This window comes from Isoptericola sp. NPDC055063, assembly GCF_053608125.1.
Map to the genome: position 1 here is coordinate 193,033 of NZ_JBSGUW010000007.1, position 18,222 is coordinate 211,254.

The window sequence follows — 18,222 nt, forward strand, 5'->3', positions numbered from 1 at the left end:
CGTCCGACGACCACCGTCGGACACACCCAGCGCCCGCACAGGATAGCGAGAAATCACCCGCCCGAAGCACCCGTCCCGGCCCTCGGGCATGGGGAGAGGTGCCCATGCCCGAGGCGTTCGGGGCATACCGCACGATGCGGTCACCGGCCGCGCATCACCAGATGACGGTGTTGCTGGTCAGCCCGAGGCTGGTCGTGACCTTCACGCTGTCGCCGCCGCCCCCGTAGTAGCACCAGAGGTCACGGGGCCCGGCGTTGCCGTTGCCGTCGGTGCGCGTCGGCTCGGTGGGCGCCTTCTTCCAGTTCGTCCCAGCCGTGTTGAACTGCCGCCCGTCGGCGATGCACCCGTAGGTGAACTGCGTGTTCGGCTTGGCGTTCTTGATCGTGATCCGCAGGTAGGCGCAGGCCGAACCGTCGCACGACCCGTACTCCCGCTCGCCGTCGGCGCTGGAGCCGCGCTGCAGGGTCAGCGTGGGCTTCGGCGCCGCGTCCGACGTGGCGGACGCACACTCCTTGGCGGACTGCCCCTCCGTGTCGGTCGCGACCACGCAGATCTGCTTGGTCACGGAGTCCCCGACGGTCACGGTCTTGCTCCCGCTCTTCGCCGTGCTCGAGAAGGCGCCGCTGACCTTCACCGAGATGGACCGGCCGTTCGTGCTGGTCGACCAGTTGAACGACACCTTCTGCTTGCCGCCGGACGCGGACACCGACGGCGTCGGGACGGGCCCGAAGGGCGTCACGGTGTTCGAGTACGCCGTCCACGCGGAGCACCCTCCCGCGTTGCAGGCCTGCACGCGGAACCGGTAGTCGGTGCCGTTCTTCAGCCCGGAGTACGTCAGCGACGTCCCCGTGGTCTTGGCGCTGCCCCCCTGGTCCGTCGCGACGGTGTACGTGACCGCCGCGCCGTTGTCGTCGGCGGCGCCCCACGACACCTTCGCCTTGCCGCTCATGCCCGTGCTCACGCTCGCCTTGGGGGTACCCGGCGCCTTCGGCTTGCCGAAGGGCGTGACGGCGTTCGACGCGGCGCTCGTCGCGCCGACGCCCGCCTTGTTCTCGGCCGTGACGGTGAACGTGTACGAGCCCTTGGTGTCGAGGCCCTCGAACGTCGTCGACGTGGCGCCGGTGACCGTGCGGGTGTCGACCTTCGAGCCGCCCTTCAGCACGTCCACGGTGTAGCTCTTGACGGCGTCGCCGTTGTCGTTCGGCGCGGTCCAGGACACGTCCACCTGCCCGCCGTCCGGGGCGATGTCCGAGCTGACCCGCGAGGCCGTGGGCGCCGCGGGCGCGTCGGGCTTGCCCGCCGGGATCTCGGACGCCGACCAGGAGCCCCAGTCGGACGGGTCCGGCGCGTCGTTCACGGCCTGGATCCGCACCTTGTAGGCGGTGCCGTTCGTCAGGCCCTCCCACACGATGCGCTGGCCGGTGACGCCCACCTTCTGCGTCTCGCCGTTCGCCGGGGCCGGCGAGATCTCCAGGTTCACCGACGTGATCGGCGACCGGTCGGTGTACGAGGCGTTCTCCCACGTCACGGTGAGCGAACCGTCGCCGAACTCCAGCTGGGGCGCGGCGGGCGGGTCCGGCTTCTGGTCCGGGCGGGCGTCCTCGGACGCCGGGGAGGCCTCCGACGCCCCGACCTCGTTGTTCGCGACCACCGTGAACGTGTACGTGACGTTGTTGGTCAGCGGCGTCAGGGTGCAGGTCGTCGTGGCGCAGTCGAACGTGTCGCCCTGGCTCGAGGTCACCGTGTACCCCGAGATCTCGGAGCCGTTGTTCGTCGGCGGGGTCCACGACAGCACGACCGTCTCGGAGCGCACCTCCTCGACCACCGGCTTCGACGGCGCCTCGGGCACGCCGATGACGTTCACCGTCACTCGGCCCTCGACCTGGCGGTCCGGGTCCTGGGTGGCGTCCTGCACCGTGTACCGCACCACGAGGGTCCCGACGAAGTCGGCCTTCGGCGTGACGACGACCTTGCCGCCGTCGGACGTCGCGTCGCCGCGGCCGGTCTCGACGACCGGCTGCCCGACGAGCTCCAGCGGCCCGCGCTCCGCGAACGGGTTCGAGTCGTTGGCCAGCACGGGCACCGAGACCGGCTTGCCCTGGTGCGCGTCCTGGACGACGTCGTCGACCGCCCGCGCCAGCGGGCGCGTGGAGGCCACGACCTCGACCGTCAGCGTGCCGTCCACGGGCGGGTGCTCGTCGTCGGTCACCGTGAACGGCACGGTGAGCGTGGTGCCCTTCGGGGTCTCGGGCTCTGCCTCGAGCGTCACGCGACCGCCCTTGAGGGTGGCGCCGAGGCCGCCGGGCAGCGCGCCGAGCTGGAAGCGCAGGTCGTCACCGTCCGGGTCCTTCGCGAACCGGCCGAGGTCGACCACGCTCTCCTCCCCCGCCGCGACCTGGCCGGACGGCGAGCCCGGCTCCGGCGGCAGGTTCTCGGGGGGCAGCACCGTGATCGGGAGGGTCAGCACGGCCGAGTGGCCGTCGGGGTCGTCCGGGCCGTCGCCGTCGGTGACCTCGAAGGTCACGCCGGCCGGGCCCGTGTAGTCGTCCCGGGGGGTGTAGGTCATGGTGGTCTTGCCGGTCACCTCGACGCCGCCCTCCAGCGCGGTGACTTCGTCCTCCGTCGTCAGGCGGGGCTTGCGCCCCTCGACCACGAGGACGTGGTCGGCGATGTCGATCTTCAGCGACTCGCCCGCGAGCACCTCCAGCGGGGCCTGGCCCGGCTTGAGGATCGGCTCGGCCGCGGCGAGCCCCGGCACGACGGCGAAGGCCTTCGACGTGAGCCCGTCCATGTCGGTGACGGTGTACGTGATCACCTGGCGCTGCTCGGTGAGGGTGACGTCCAGCTCTCCCTCGGGCGTCACGGTCACCCCCGCGGCGTCCGTCGTGACCTCGAGGTCGTCGGCCGCGCCGTCCGGGTCCTCGTCGTTGTCGAGCACCGGCACCGTCACCGAGGTCCGGCCGAGGATGTCGGCCACGGGCACCGAGTCGTCCCGCGCGATCGGGGCGAGGAGGGGCGCGTCCTTCGCGACCTGCACGCTGACCGACGCGGAGGCCCGTGCCGCGTACGTGTCCTCGATCGCGTAGAAGAACGTGGTGGTGCCGTCCGCGCTCGGCGTCTGCACGACGATCCGGTCCTCGGACACCTTGGCCTCGAGGTCCTTGCCGCCCTCCAGCGCGCCCGGCACGAGGCCGATCTGGTCGCCGTCGGGGTCGGAGTCGTTCTCCAGCGCCGGGATCGCCACGCGCCGGTCCGGGCGCACGGTGACCTCGTCGTCCTGGGCCACGGGCGGCTGGTTCGTGGCCGGCGGCTCGGCGATGCCGACGCGGATGACGCCGGTGGCGACCTCGCCCCGCGCGTCCTGGACCGTGTAGCGGAACGTGTCCAGGCCGCGGGCATCCTCGCTCGCCGCGTAGTCGATGTACCCGTCGACCACCTCGGCGCGGCCCTGCGCGGGCCCCGTCGCGAGGCCCGTGAGCTGCACGGAGTCACCGTCCGGATCGATGCCGTCCAGCGGCACCGGGATGCGGACCTTCCCCCCGGAGAGCGCCCGCGCGTCCACGTCGCGGGGCAGCGGTGCGGCGTTGTCCTTGCCGCCGCGGATGTGGATCGTGACCTGGGCAGAGTCCTCCTGCCCGTTCGGGTCGCGCACCTTGTAGATGGCGTAGGCCGTGCCGGGCTTCGACGCCGCGCGGAAGCGCAGCCGGTCCTCGGAGACGAACAGCTCGCCCTGCGCCGGGTCCACCGACTGCTCCAGCTCGTCGGCCAGCGTCAGCTCCAGGCCGTCGGGGTGCGAGTCGTTGGCCAGCACGTCGATGTTCACGTAGTCGCCGGCCCGGACCGTGACCTCGTCGGGCGCGGCGTTCGGCGGCTGCAGCCGGTCCGGCGGCGGCACCGGCAGCACGCGCACCTGCCCCGTCGAGGTCTCGGTGCCGTTCGACACGGTGTACCGGAGCGTGACCGCCTCGGAGATGCGTCGGGTCTCCGTGATCCGCAGCATCTGGTGCCCCAGCACCGCGACACTCACCCCCGCGTCGTCCGGCACGTCCACCGACTGCACCACGAGCACCCCGCCCGCCGGGTCGGTGTCGTTGGCGAGCGCGTCCACGAGGGTCGAGCCGCCCGACGGCAGCAGCGCGGTGTCCGCGACCACCACCGGCGCCCCCTGCGCCGCGTCCGGGTCCCGCACGTCGACGCGCACGACCCCCGTCGTGGCCTCGGGGCCGTCGCTGACCTGGTAGAGCACGTCGTACGACTTCGGCTCCTGCGCCAGGAAGGTGAACGTGCCCGCGTCGTAGTTCGGCGTGATCTCGGCCGGCGCGGCGTCGGCCACCCGCGCCAACCGCAGCTCGTCGCCGTTCGGGTCCGTGTCGTTCTTCAGCGGCTCCACCGTCACCGGCTGCCCGGCCGTGACCACCACGTGGTCCCCGACCGCGACCGGCGGCTGGTTGCCGTCGCCGAGGACGTCGACGTTGAGCTCGCCCTCGACGACCTCGCCGCGGCCGTCACCGACGGTCAGCTTGACCTTCTTTCGCCCGGTCGACGTGCCGCCGTCACGGAACTCCACCGTGCCGTCCGGGTAGGCGCGCACCTCGTCGCCCTGCACCGTCGAGGCCGCGGTGAGCAGGATGACGTCGTCCCCGTCCGGGTCGCGGAAGTAGGGCAGCACCTTGATCGACGCCGACTTGCTCTGCTGCACCCGCAGCACCGGCGGCCCGGTCTGCTCGGGCGCGGAGTTCTCGTCGTCGGGAACGACCCGCAGCTTCACCGACGCCTGGTCCGTGCCGCCGCGGCCGTCCGCGACCTCGTAGGTGAACGTCGTGGTGCCGGACGCGTCCTCGGGCACCACCGCCTGCAGCGCCTGGCCGCCCATCACACGCTCGATGCGCACGCCGTCGGGCTGGTCGCCGACGAGCGAGGCGGTCATCACGTCGCCGTCCGGGTCGAGGTCGTTGGACAGCACGTCCAGCACCGTCGCGCGGCCCGGGCGGACGCCGAAGTCGTCGTCCTTCGCGACCGGCGGGTCCTCCTTCTTGCGGTCCAGGACGGTGGTGTCGACCAGCTCGGGCTTGGCGTCCTCGGCGTCCTCGTCGGACCCCTCCGCCTGCTCGGGAAGCTTGATGTCCCAGTCGTCGACCTTCTCGTACTCGTCGAGCGCCATCCACAGCGTGCCCGCCGTGAGGTCGTTGAGCACCACGTTGCCGCGGTTCACGCGGTACTCGAGCTCGGTGGACTGGTCGATACCCTCGAGCACCTGGTCGAGGTCCCGGTCCGTGCCCTCGCAGTCACGCACGATCTGGCCCGAGCCCGACCAGGCCCCGTAGAGGCAACCACCCAGCTGCACGGGCGCGGCGGGGGTGCCCGACGCCTGCCGCGACGTGGCCGCGCCGCCCCCGAGCGGCTGCAGCACCAGCGCGTCCGCGGTCGCGTACGCCACCGAGTCCGTGGACTGCCCGGGCTGCTGCAGCCGGGCGTCCTGGGCGCCCGCGACGTCGACGACGTCGCCTCCCGGGAGCCGCAGCTCCCCGGTGGTCCGGTCGAGCAGCACGAGGTCGTCGCCGACCGTGGTCAGCTGGACGTCGTCGCCCTCCGACAGCATCCCGAGCTCGGTGGTCTTCGGGTCCTCGCCCGGCGCCACCGTCCACAGCACGTCCCGCGCCGGCACGGCGGCGTACGTGGTCCCGCCCTCGGACACCACGACGGTCGCCGAGCCGTCGAGCTTCGCCGTCGGGGTCGCCTTCTGCGTGTCGAGACCGGCGAACCGCTCCACCGACGTGACCCACAGGGATCCCGACTCGCCGTCGACGACGGCGACCCGGCCGCCGCCCATGGAGGTCTGCGCGGCACCCGGCAGCTTCGTGGTCGAGCTGAACTTCAGACGAGCGACGTCCACGACGCTCCCCGCGTGGGTGCCCTGGTCGCCGACGAGCACCTGGCCGGCCTGCTGGTCCACGTCGAACGCCGAGCTGCCCGCCAGCATCGTGCCGTCCAGCGCCTTCGCCTCGGTGTTGAACCGGCCCACCAGGCCCGACGCCTGGTTGGTCACCCAGACCCCGGAGTCGTCCAGGTCGACGTCCGCCGTCGCCTGCCCCTCGTAGAGGACCGCTGCGGTCAGCATGCCCGCGGACACCGCCAGCACCACCGCCGTCGAGACGGACGCGCGACGGTTGGTGCGCAGACGCGTGAACACGCTGGAGACTCCCCTGGTTGGACGACGACGCGGGCCGCTTCCCCCGCACGGGCCGACGCCGGCCCGGTGTGATCGCGCCGACAGGATAGCGAAATTTCACCCGCCCGAGGCAAGGATTCCGGCCCCCGGACATGGGGAGAGGTCCCCATGCCCGGGGGCGCGGACGCCCGGCGGGCCCGTCACCAGGTGGTGCGTCGGTACTCCTTGCCGTCGATCTTCACCGCGACCTGCTTGCCGGGGTAGCCGAAGTAGCACAGGAGCTGCTTGGTCCCCGACTCCGGCAGGGTCACGTCGTAGCCCGCGCCGGAGGTGGTGATGTCGCTCCAGCCGTCCCGGTCGTCGCCGTAGCAGTTCACGTGGTGGCTGCCGGGCTTGAAGTTCTTCGTGTTCACCACGAAGTACGCGCACGACGCGTCGTCGCAGCCAGGCTGTCCCTTCGCGCTCGGCCCACGGGTCACCCAGGCGTCGGCCTGGAGGGCGGAGGCGTCCTTGCAGGTCTGGTTCGACTGTCCCGCCGAGTCCTTGGCCGTGACGCAGATCCGCTTGTTCTGGCCCGGGTCCGCCGTGACCGTCTTCGTGCCGGACGCGGCCGAGGAGGTGAACGCCCCCGTGACGCTCACGGTGATGGGCCGCCCGTTCGTGGTCGTGCCCCAGGCGAATTTCACGGCGTTGCTCTGGCCCGTGGCGGTCACGGTCGGCGCGGGCACGGGGCCGAACGGCGTGACGGCGTTCGACCACGCCGTCCAGGCCGAGCAGCCCGCGGCGTTGCACGCCTTCACGTGGAACGCGTAAGAGGTGCCGTTCGACAGCCCGGAGTACCGCAGCGACGTTCCGGTGGTCGTCCGGCTGCCGCCCTTGTTCGTCTCGACCGTGTACGTGACCGCGTTGCCGTTGTCGTTCGCGGCGCCCCACGAGACGTCGGCCTGGCCGCTCATCCCCGTGCCGACCTTCGCGCTCGCCGCGCCCGGCACCCCGGGCCTGCCGTACGGCGTCACGGCGTTCGACGGCTTGCTCGTGCCGCCCTTGCCCGCCTTGTTCTCGGCCGTCACCGCGAAGGTGTAGCTCGCCTTCTTGTCGAGCCCCTCGAGGCTCTGCGACGTGCCGGAGACGGTGCGCGTCTCCACCTTCGAGCCGTTCTTGAAGACGTCGAGGTAGTACTTCTTGACCGCGTCGCCGTTGTCGGCCGGCGCGCCCCAGGTGACCTTCACCTGGCCGCCGAGCGCGTCGTCCACGCGCGAGGCCGACGGCGCGGCGGGGGCGTCCGGCGGGCCCGCCGGGACCATCGTGGCCGACCACGCGCCCCAGTCCGACGGGTCGGGCGCGGAGTTCACGGCCTGGATCCGCACCTTGTACGCCGTGCCGTTGGTCAGGTGGTCCCACACGATGCGCTCGCCCGTGACGCCCACCTTCTGCGCCTGGCCGTTCGCGGGCGCCGGGGAGATCTCCAGGGTCACCGACGAGATCGGCGACCTGTCGGTGTACGTGGCGTTGTCCCACGCGACCGTCAGCGAGCCGTCCCCGAAGTCGAGCTGCGGCGCGGCCGGCGGGTCCGGCTTCTCGTCCGGGCGCGCCTCCGCGGACGGCGGCGACTTCTTCGACGGGCCGACGTCGTTCGTCGCGACCACCGTGAAGGTGTAGGTGACGTCGTTGGTCAGGCCGCCCAGCGTGCACGTGGTCGTGGCGCAGTCGAACGTGTCGCCACGGCTGGAGGTCACGGTGTAGCCGGTGATCTCGGAGCCGTTGTTGCCCGGCGGGGTCCACGACAGCACGACCGTCTCCGAGCGCACCTCCTCCACGACCGGGGTCGCGGGGGCGTCGGGCGCGCCGACGACGTTCACCGTGATGCGACCCTCGACCTGCCGGTCGGGGTCCTTCGTCGCGTCCTGCACCGTGTAGCGCACCACCATCGTGCCCACGAAGTCGGCCTGCGGGGTGACGACCACCCGGTCGCCGTCCACGGTCGTGCCGCCCTGCCCGGTCTCGAGGACGGCGTCGCCGACGAGCTCGAGCGGCCCACGGTCGGCGAACGGGTTGGAGTCGTTGGCCAGCACCGGGACGGAGACCGCCTGGCCCTGGTGGGCGTCGTCGACCGTGTCGTCCACGGCGCGCGCCAGCGGGCGGGTGGAGGCGACCACCTCGACGGTGAGCTCGCCGTCCACCGGCGGGTGCTCGTCGTCGGTCACCGTGAACGGCACGGTGAGCGTGGTGCCCTTCGGCGTCTCGGGCGACGCCTCGAGCGTGACCCGCGACCCCGACGTCGTCGCCCGCAGCCCCTGCGGCAGCGTGCCGAGCTCGAACCGCAGGTCGTCGCCGTCCGGGTCCTTGGCGAACCGGCCGAGGTCGACCGCGTTCTCCTCCCCGGCCGCGACCTGGCCGGTCGGTGAGCCCGGCTCGGGCGGCAGGTTGTCCGGCGGCAGCACGGTGATCGGCAGCGTCAGCACCGCCGTGTGCCCCTCCGGGTCGTCGGGGCCGTCGCCGTCCGTCACCTCGAAGGTCACGCCGGCCGGCCCGGTGAAGTCGTCGCGCGGCGTGTACGTCAGCGTGGTCGTGCCGGTCACCTCGGCCTCGCCCTCGAGGCCGGTCACCTCGTCGGCGGTCGTCAGGCGCGGGCTGCGGCCCTCGACCACGAGCACGTGGTCCGCGACGTCGACGTCCAGCGACTCGCCCGCGAGCACCTCGAGCGGCGCCTGACCCGGCTTGAGGATGGGCTGCACCGACGTGAGGCCCGGGACGACGACGAACGCCTTGGCGCTCTGCCCGTCCACGTCCGTGACGGAGTAGGTGATCACCTGGCGCTGCTCGGCGAGCTCCACCTGCACCTCGCCGTCGGGAGTCACCTGGGCGGTGGGCGAGTCGGTCTCGAGCTCGAGGTCGTCCGTGGAGCCGTCCGGGTCCTCGTCGTTGTCCAGCACCGGGACGGTCACCGTCGTCTTGCCGAGCAGGTCCGCCACCGGCACGGAGTCGTCGCGCGCGACCGGGCGCTGCAGCGGCGCGTCCTTCGCGACGGTCACGCTCACCGCGGCGGAGCCGCGCGCGGCGTAGGTGTCCTCGATCGCGTAGAAGAACGTGGTGGTGCCCTCCTCGCCCGGCGTCTGCACGACGATCCGGTCCTCGGACACCTCGGCCCGGACGTCGTCGCCGCCCTCGAGCGAGCCGGGGACCAGGCCCACCTGGTCGCCGTCGGGGTCGGAGTCGTTCTCCAGCGCCGGGATCGCCACGCGCCGGTCCGGGCGCACGGTGATCTCGTCGTCCTCGGCGACGGGCGGCTGGTTCGTCGCGGGCGGCTGCGCGACGCCGACCCGGATCACGCCCGTCGCCACCTCGCCGCGCGCGTCCTGGACGGTGTAGCGGAAGGAGTCCAGGCCGCGGGCGTCCTCGCTCGCCTCGTAGTCGACGTAGCCGTCGACCACCTCGGCGCGGCCCTGCGCGGGCCCGGTCGCCAGGCCCGTGAGCTGCACCGAGTCGCCGTCAGGATCGATGCCGTCCAGCGGGACGGGGATCCGCACCGTCCCGCCCGCGAGCGTGCGGGCGTCGACGTCGTGCGGCACGGGCGCGGCGTTGTCCTTGCCCCCGCGGATGTGGATGGTGACCTGGGCGGAGTCCTCCTGCCCGTTCGGGTCCCGGACCGTGTAGATGGCGTAGGCGGTGCCCGCCTCCGGCCCGGCGCGGAACCGCAGCCGGTCCTCGGACACGAACAGGTCGCCCTGCTCATGGTCCACCGACTGCTCCAGCTCCTCGCCGAGCGTCAGCTCCAGGCCGTCGGGGTGCGAGTCGTTGTCCAGCACGTCGATGTTCACGTAGTCGCCCACGCGCACGGTGACCTCGTCGGGCGCCGCGTTCGGCGGCTGGAGCCGGTCCGGCGGCGGCACGGGCAGCACCCGCACCTGCCCGGTCGAGGTGTCGTTGCCGTTCGACGCCGTGTACTCCAGGACGACCGGCTCGGAGATGCGCCGCGTCTCGGTGATCCGCAGCATCTGGTGGGACAGGACCGCGACGCTCACGCCGGCGTCGTCCGGCACCCGCACCGACTGCACCACCAGGACGCCGCCCGTCGGATCGGTGTCGTTCGCCAGGACGTCCACGAGGGCGGACCCGCCCGCCGGCAGCATCGCCGCGTCGCTCACGACGATCGGGGCGCCGCTCGCCTCCTTGGGGTCCTGCACGTCCACGCGCACCACCCCGGTGGTCGACGACGGGCCGTCGCTCGCCTGATAGAGCACGTCGTAGGACTTCGGCTCCTGAGCGAGGAACGTGAAGGTGCCGGCGTCGTGGTTGGGGGTGATCTCCGCCGGCGCGGCCGGGCTGACGCGCGACAGGGTCAGCTCGTCGCCGTTCGGGTCCGTGTCGTTCTTCAGCGGCTCGATCGTCACCGGCTGGCCGGCGGTCGCGACAACGTGGTCGCCCACGGCCACGGGGGGCTCGTTGCCCTCGCCGAGCACGTCGACGTCCAGCGTGCCCTCGACGACCTCGCCGCGGCCGTCGCCGACCGTGAGCTTCACCTTCTTGCGCCCCGTGGACGTGCCGCCGTCGCGGAACTCCACCGTGCCGTCGGGGTAGGCGCGCACCTCGTCGCCCTGGACGGTCGAGTGGGCGGTGGCGAGGTACACGTCGTCGCCGTCCGGGTCGCGGAAGTACGGCAGCACCTTGATGGTCGCCGTCCTGCCCTGCTGCACCCGCAGCACCGGGCTGCCCTCCTGCTCGGGCGCCGCGTTCTCGTCGTCGGGCACCACCCGCAGGCGCACCGTGGCCTGGTCGGTGCCGCCGCGGCCGTCGTCGGCCTCGTAGGTGAACGTCACCGAGCCCGAGACCTCGGCCGGCACCACCGCCTGCAGCGCCTGGCCGCCCATGACCCGCTCCACGCGCAGCCCGCCCGGCTGGTCGCCCACGAGCGACGCGGTGATGACGTCGCCGTCCGGGTCGAGGTCGTTCGACAGGACGTCGAGCACGGTGGTGCGCCCCGGCCGGAGCCCGAAGTCGTCGTCCTTCGCGACCGGCGGGTCCTCCTTCTCCCGGTCCACCACCGTGTTGTCGACCAGCTCCGGCTTCGCGTCCTCCGCGTCCTCGTCGGAGCCCTCCGCCTGCTCGGGCAGCTTGACGTCCCAGTCGTCCACCTTCCGGTAGTCCTCGAGCGCCATCCACAGCGTGCCCGCCGTGAGGTCGTTGAGCACCACGTTGTTCCGGTTCACCCGGTACTCGAGCTCCGTGGTCCGGTCGATGCCCTCGAGCACCCGGTCGACATCGCGGTCCGTGCCCGCGCAGTCGCGCACGATCTGACCGGAGCCCGACCAGGCGCCGTACAGGCAGCCGCCGAGCTGCACCGGCGACGCCGGCGTGCCCGACGCCTTGCGGGACGTGGCCGCGCCGCCGCCCAGCGGCTGCAGCGCCAGCTCCGCGGAGGTCGCGTACGCGACGGCGGACGACGGCGGGCCCGGCAGCTGCAGCCGCGCGCCCTGCGCGTCGGCCACGTCCACCACGGCACCGCCGGGCAGGCGCAGCTCACCCGAGGTCCGGTCGAGGAGCACCAGGTCGTCGCCGACCGTGGTGAGCAGGACGTCGTCGCCCTCGGACAGCATCCCGAGCTCTGTGGTCGTCGGCTCCTCGCCCGGCGCCACCGTCCACAGCACGTCGCGACCCGGCACCACGGCGTACGTGACGCCCGACTCCGAGACCACGGACGTCGCCGCGCCGTCGAGCTCCGCCGTCGGGTCCGCCTCCTCGGTGTCCAGGGCGGCCAGGCCCTCGAGCGACGTCACCCACAGGGAGCCCGACTCGTCGTCCACCACGGACACCCGGCCGCCGCCGAGGGAGACCTCCGCGCCCGGCGGCAGCTGCGCCGTCGCGTGGAACTTCAGCCGCGCGACGTCGACGACGTTCGCGGCGCTGCTGCCGTCGTCCGCGACGAGCACCTGGCCCGCCTGCTGGTCCACGTCGAACGCCGAGCTGCCCGCCAGCATCGTGCCGTCCAGCGACTTGGCCTCGGTGTTGAACCGGCCCACCAGACCCGAGGCCTGGTTGGTCACCCAGACGCCCGCGTCGTCGAGGTCGACGTCCGCCGTCGCCTGGCCGTCGTACAGCACGGCGGCCGTCACGACGCCGCCCGCGACGGCGACGACGACAGCGGTGGAGATGGACGCACGACGGTCGGCGCGCAGCCGCGTCAGCAAGCTCAAGATTCCCCCGGATGACGATGACCTGGGCAGATACCCGACACGAGGCGGAGACGCCCCCGTGCGATCGCCGGCTCAGGATAGGCAGGGCCCACCCACGGGCGACAGGGGTTTGTCCCGTCTGTCCACAGGGAGCGTCGCGCCCCGCACCTGATACCCGCCCGGCGCGTCAGCCCGCGTCCGTCACCGGGACGTCGACGAACCGCGCGACGCCGGGGAGGTCGACGGTGACCCGGTCGGCCCCGGTGTCGGGCCAGACCACCACGACCAGCGCCGTCTCGCCGGGCGCGGACCCCGCCCGGCCGACCCGCTCGTCGGCCAGCAGCCGTCGTGGGGTCTCCTGCGCGTCCGCGGTGTCCCCGGCGTCCGCGGTGTCCCCGGCGTCCGCAGGGACCTCGTACTCGAACGGGTAGGTGGAGCCGGACCCGTCGAGCAGGGCGGCCCGGAGCGGGGCCTCGGACGCCGCGGCCGCGTCGAAGCCGCGCTCCCGCGCGCCGCGCGCGTCGGGCGTGCCGAACGCACCGGCGGTGCCGCCGTCGCCGGACACCAGGCCCAGCTCGAAGGTGCCGAGGAGCGCGCCGCCCCGCCGCTCGACCGAGCGCACCGCCAGGCGGTCCGTGGCGCCGTCCTCGCCCGGGGTCCGGACCGCCGGCGTCTCCCCGGCGGCGACGACCGCGCCCGTCGGCTTCGGGAGCGCGCCGCCGTCCCCTGCCGCGCCGTCGAGGGGCTGCCGGTACGCCTGGAGCGGATACCGGGACGCCCCGGCCGCCTCGCCGGGCGACGCCGGCGGGTTGCCGCACCCGTCGCTCGTCCGGACCACGGGGACGTCGGGGACGTACCCCAGCAGCGGCACCAGGACGTCGACCGTCTCCCCCTGCGGGGCGGCGTGCACCGACGTCGTCCTGTGCTGCTCGCTCCCGAGGCCGAGGTCCTCCAGCCCGCTCGCGCGCCGCGTGCCGTCCGGCCCGACGAGGACGGGGAGCACCTCCAGCGCGTCGAGGTCCACCAGGCGCAGGCCCGCCGCCCCCGTCGCACCGTCCGGCTCCGCGCCCGCGAGGACGTCGCCGAGCGGGGGCAGCTCGCCCTCCAGGGGCTCGTAGCCGACCGTGAGCGTCGCCAGGCCGTCCCGCACCTCGACCGGGTCGACGGTGAGCCGGACCGACGAGCCGCCGAACGGCACCTCCCGGGTGACGCCCTCCTGCTCGACGTCCGACGACGCCGCGGCCGCCGGCGGCCTCCCCGCCCCGTCGCCGCAGGGCACCGGGCCCGCGTCCGGGTCCGTCGTGCAGCCGGTCAGGGCCGTCGCCACCACGAGCAGACCCACGCCCGCGGCCCCGAGCCGCCGGGCCGGGGACGCGGGCACGAGGACCGTCGAGGCCCTCCTCGTCACGACTGCCATCGTTCCCCTCCGTCGTCCCTGCGCCGGGTGGCGGATCCGCGGGTGAGGTCGGTGCGCATACCGGCGCCCGTCCGTGCCGGCACGCGGCCCCTGCCCCGAAGCCTCATCGGCGTCATCGTGCCATCGGGGCGGTGACGTGCGCCCTGCGTGTCCACCTGCGTGTCCACCCGGCGCGCCCCCTGCCGCCAGGACCCGCCTCACGTCAGGAGCGACGGCGTGAGGACGGGGGCGAGCGCCTCCTCCAACGCGGCGGCGGAGCGGTACAGCACCGTCGTCATGCCGAGCTCGGCTGCTGCTGCGGTGTTCTCCTCGCGGTCGTCCACGAAGGGGCAACGGTCGGTGGGGACACCGGCCCGTGCGGCGGCGATCTCGTAGATGCGACGGTCCGGCTCGGCGACGCCGACGAGCGAGCTGTTGACGACGTCGTCCGCGAGGTCGGCCAGCCCGAGAAGCTCCAGGTCGTCGTCGAGCCATGTCGTCGCATTGCTCACGAGCACCAGAGGGATGCGGGACCGGACCCGGCGAAGCAGGCCCACGACGGCGCCGTCCGCCCAGGACTCGGCCTCGGTGAACGCCTCGGCCAGCATCTGCGCCTCGGCTCGCGGAACGTCGGGCACGAGGCCCCGGACGATCGAGTCGGCCCACTGCTGCCTGGTGATCCGCCCCCAGCAACAGGTGCAGGTCGTTCTCCGGCGCGAACCCGATGGCCGCCGTGGTGCCCGCCGGCAGACCGGCCCGCTCCTCCAGCCGTGTCACCGCGTCGGTGTCGTAGAAACGGATCACCCCGTCGATGTCGCACAGGACGGCGTCGAAGGGCAGGTCGTGGGCGTCTGCGGCGGACTTCACCCGCCATGGATATCACCGTTGCGCCGGAGCCCGTGCTCGCCGGCCTCGGGCCCGGACGCCCGCGGCGTCGCGTCGGACCCCCGTCGTACGATCGGCGCTCCCGCGACCGACCACGCGACCGCCGACCAGGAGCCGTGCCTTGACCTTCCCCTCCCCGGACGACGGCGCGGTGCCCGCGGGCGTGACGCCCCTGGCCCCGTCCGACCCCGCGGAGCTGGGCGGGCACCGCCTGCTGGGCCGGATCGGCCAGGGCGGCATGGGTGCCGTGTTCCTCGCCGAGATGCGCAGCGGCCGCCGGCTGGCGATCAAGATGATCCGCTCGGAGTACGCGCACGACAGCGAGTTCCGCGCGCGGTTCCGCCGGGAGATGTCGGCGGCCCTCAAGGTGCGCGGGCGGTTCCTCGCCACCCTCATCGACGCGGACCTCGACGCGCCCGCCCCCTGGATCGCCACCGAGTACGTGCCCGGCCCCACGCTGGCGCTGGCGGTGAGCCGCGGGGGCCCGCTGCCCGAGGCGGACGTGCGCGCCCTGGTCGGGCACCTCGCCGAGGCGCTCGACGCCGTGCACCGGGCCGGGCTGGTCCACCGGGACGTCAAGCCCGCCAACGTCATCCTCGGCGACGACGGCCCCTGCCTCATCGACCTCGGCATCGCGCAGGCCGCCGACGCGACGTCGCTCACCGAGACGGGCGCGCAGCTCGGCACCCCCCAGTTCATGGCGCCCGAGCAGGCGCGCGGCGACGCCGTCTCCCCCGCGACCGACGTGTGGGCGCTCGGCGCCGTCGCCCACTTCGCCGCGACCGGGGCGGCGGCGTTCGGCGTCGGGCGGCCCCACGTCATGTACTACCGCGTGGTGCACGAGGAGCCGCGGCTCGACGGCTGCCCCGACTGGCTGCGGCCGTTCGTCGAGGCCTGCCTCGCCAAGGATCCCGCCGCGCGCCCCAGCCTGCGCGCCGTCCTCGACACCCAGCCGGACCTGCCCCGCGCCGCGATCGAACCGGCCGTCGAACCCGCCGCGGACGGCCTCGCCGCCTTCGCCGACGGCGCCACCGCCGATCCGGGCGCGACCGCCGACCCCGACGCCACCAGGATGTCCGGCTCCCCCGGCACGGCCGACCCGGCGGGCAGCACGGGCAGCACGCGCGCGGCCCGGACCGGCGCGCCCGACGCGTCGACGTCCGACGACGCGCCCGCGCTCCCGGACACGGAGCTGCGGGCGCCCGCGGCCGCGGAGGCTGCCGCGGCGCCGCCCCGGCCGCGCCGCCCGTCGCGCACGCTCGCCCTGGTTGCAGCGGGCGCCGTGCTCGCCGCCGGGGCGGGCGCCGCCGTCGCGCTCGCATGGCCCGACGGCGATCCCGGCCCTTCCCGCGGCGCGGCGGGGACGCAGGCCCCCGCGACGCCCGGTGGCGACACGCCCGCCGACACCCCGACCGAGAGCTCCGGGGACGACGCCTCCGAGGGTGACAGCTCCGTGGACGTCGGCGGCGACACCGCGCAGCCGTCCGGCGGGCCGATCGACGAGTGCCTCGTGGGCCGGTGGGAGCAGACGTCCATGACGGACGCGTGGAACCTGCTCGGCCAGCGGGTCGACGTGTCCGGCTGGGACGGCCGGGTCGTCGTCTTCGACGCGTCGGGCCGCGAGACGGTCGAGTACGACGACGCCGACCCCGTCACGGGCACCACCGCCGCCGGCACCCTCGTCGACACGTACCACGGGACGGCGCACTACCGCGTCTCCACGGACGGCGGCACCCTCCGGTTCGAGGACGTCGACAACTCGGGCGTGTCCGTCGACCGGGAGCTCGCGGGCATGACGGAGTCGTACACGCCGCCGTCGGTCGCCGCCTCGGACGTGGCGTACGAGTGCGACGGCGCGACACATGTGCAGCGGTCGGTGGGCGGCACCTACGAGGCGAGGTTCGAGCGCGTCGGCACAGGACGGTGACTCGTTGCGCGTGACCCGGTGTCCACGGAAAGGGCGACGCCGCCCTCCCCGAGCGACCGCTCAGCGCGCGAGCCGCTCCACGACCACGCCGTAGAGCCATGGCAGGCGGGACGCGGCGGGCACGACGGAGCCCCGCAGCGGTGAGCCCGCGGCGGCGACGAGTCCCGCGGTCAGCAGGCGGTAGTCGCGGGTGACGCGCGCCCAGCGGCGCTCGTACGCCGCCGGGTCGTCCAGGTGCTCGACCGCCGCGCGCGCCTGCGCCAGCCCCACCCGCAGCCCCTCCCCCGTGAGCGCGTCGACGTACCCCGAGGCGTCGCCCACCAGGCGGACCCGGCCGGAGGTGCGGGCGGCGGACCGCACGCGCAGCGGTCCGGCCCCGCGCACCGGCCCGGCGTCCGCGCCCTCGAGCCGGGCGGCGAGCCTCGGCAGCGTCGCGAGCTCGGCGTCGAAGTCGACGCCCGCCGGGCCCAGCAGCGCGACCCCGACGAGGTCCGGGGCCACGGGCGTCACGTACGCCTCGACGCGCGGCCCCCAGTGCACCTCGACCAGGTCGGACCACGGCGCCACCCGGAAGTGCCGCCGCAGCCCGAAGCGCCGCCGGTCCGCCGGCGGCCTGCCCCGCCCCCGGGCCGGAACGCCGCGCGACGCGGCGACGTCCAGGCCCGATTCCCGCCGGACGCGGGAGTGCAGCCCGTCGCAGGCGAACAGCCACCGCGCCCGCACGCCGCCCGCGGCGACCAGCCCCCCGGACTGCTCGACGGTCGTGACGCGGCGCGCCAGCACCACCGCCCCCGCGTCGAGGGCGGCCTCGTGCAGCGCCGCGTGCAGCGCCGTCCGGCGCACCCCGCGCCCCGGCCCGGCCGCGAACCGGTGGTCGGCGACCACGCCGCCCTGCCGGTAGGAGATGCCGGCCAGGTCGTGACCGGGTGGGTCGACGCCGAGCCGGCGCACCGCGGCGAGGGTGCCCGGCATCAGCCCCTCGCCGCACGCCTTGTCGACGGGGGCCGGACGAGGCTCGAGGACCACGACGTCCAGCCCCGTGCGGCGGGCCTCGAGGGCCGCCGCCAGCCCGACCGGGCCACCGCCTGCCACCACCACGTCGGCGTCCGGGGTCATAGCGGGGTCACGGCGGGATCACCCGGCATGCCCGGCGACCGCGTCGTCGGCCCGGCGCAACGCGCGCTCCTCGGCGGGGACGCGGAACCCGAGCAGCAGCCAGGCGTTCAGGACGGAGAAGACGACGGCCGTCAGCCAGGCCGTGTGCACCAGCGGGAGGGCGAACCCCTCGACCACCACGGCCACGTAGTTCGGGTGCCGGAACCACCGGTACGGGCCGCCGGTGACCAGCGGCAGCCCCGGGACCACGATGACGCGGGTGTTCCAGCGCTCCCCGAGCGTTGCGATGCACCACCAGCGCAGCCCCTGGCTCGCGAGCACGAGCGCCAGCATCGGCCAGCCCAGCCACGGCAGGAACGGCCGGTCGGCCAGCACCACCTCGGCGACGCACGCGAGCAGCAGCCCGGTGTGCAGGGCGACCATCGCCGGGAAGTGGCCGCGCCCTGACTCCACCCCGCCGCGGGCGAACGACCAGCGGGCGTGCCGGGCCGAGACCACGAGCTCGGCGACCCGCTCGGCCCCCGTCGCGAGGACCAGCGCGACGTACAGCGCCACGGAC

Annotated in this window: 7 protein-coding genes; 1 reads left to right on the forward strand and 6 read right to left on the reverse strand. The window is 74.3% G+C overall.

What is annotated here, in order from left to right; translation table 11 throughout:
- Nucleotides 1-154 precede the first annotated feature (154 nt).
- The 4 genes from ACWF41_RS10750 to ACWF41_RS10765 form a co-directional block, all read right to left on the reverse strand.
- Nucleotides 155-6,190: an Ig-like domain-containing protein gene (locus ACWF41_RS10750; protein ID WP_380315374.1), complete on the reverse strand. Its 6,036-nt coding sequence runs from the start codon at nt 6,188-6,190 to the stop codon at nt 155-157.
- A gap of 179 nt (nt 6,191-6,369) precedes the next feature.
- On the reverse strand, nt 6,370-12,360 hold the full coding sequence (locus tag ACWF41_RS10755) for an Ig-like domain-containing protein (protein WP_380315371.1): 5,991 nt from the start codon (nt 12,358-12,360) through the stop codon (nt 6,370-6,372).
- Nucleotides 12,361-12,526: 166 nt separating this feature from the next.
- Complete coding sequence (locus tag ACWF41_RS10760) at nt 12,527-13,756, reverse strand: hypothetical protein (protein ID WP_380315368.1); 1,230 nt, start codon at nt 13,754-13,756, stop codon at nt 12,527-12,529.
- A gap of 197 nt (nt 13,757-13,953) precedes the next feature.
- Nucleotides 13,954-14,373 (reverse strand): HAD-IA family hydrolase, encoded by a 420-nt coding sequence (locus tag ACWF41_RS10765; protein ID WP_380315365.1) that lies wholly within the window; start codon nt 14,371-14,373, stop codon nt 13,954-13,956.
- A 368-nt stretch (nt 14,374-14,741) separates the two neighbouring features.
- Here ACWF41_RS10765 and ACWF41_RS10770 point away from each other — a divergent pair, with 368 nt between their 5' ends.
- A complete protein-coding gene (locus ACWF41_RS10770) occupies nt 14,742-16,547 on the forward strand; it encodes a serine/threonine-protein kinase (protein ID WP_380315362.1) in 1,806 nt (601 codons plus the stop codon).
- A gap of 60 nt (nt 16,548-16,607) precedes the next feature.
- Here ACWF41_RS10770 and ACWF41_RS10775 read toward each other — a convergent pair whose 3' ends face one another.
- Complete coding sequence (locus ACWF41_RS10775; RefSeq protein WP_380315359.1) at nt 16,608-17,663, reverse strand: NAD(P)/FAD-dependent oxidoreductase; 1,056 nt, start codon at nt 17,661-17,663, stop codon at nt 16,608-16,610.
- A gap of 18 nt (nt 17,664-17,681) precedes the next feature.
- The gene (locus ACWF41_RS10780; RefSeq protein ID WP_380315441.1) at nt 17,682-18,218 is read right to left on the reverse strand and encodes an isoprenylcysteine carboxyl methyltransferase family protein; all 537 of its coding nucleotides are present in this window, start codon (nt 18,216-18,218) and stop codon (nt 17,682-17,684) included.
- Nucleotides 18,219-18,222: the final 4 nt, after the last annotated feature.

Excerpts from the sequence above, each read along its gene's own strand:
- ACWF41_RS10760 (WP_380315368.1), bottom strand. The coding sequence starts at position 13,756 with ATGGCAGTCGTGACGAGGAGGGCCTCGACGGTCCTCGTGCCCGCGTCC.
- ACWF41_RS10775 (WP_380315359.1), bottom strand. The coding sequence starts at position 17,663 with ATGACCCCGGACGCCGACGTGGTGGTGGCAGGCGGTGGCCCGGTCGGG.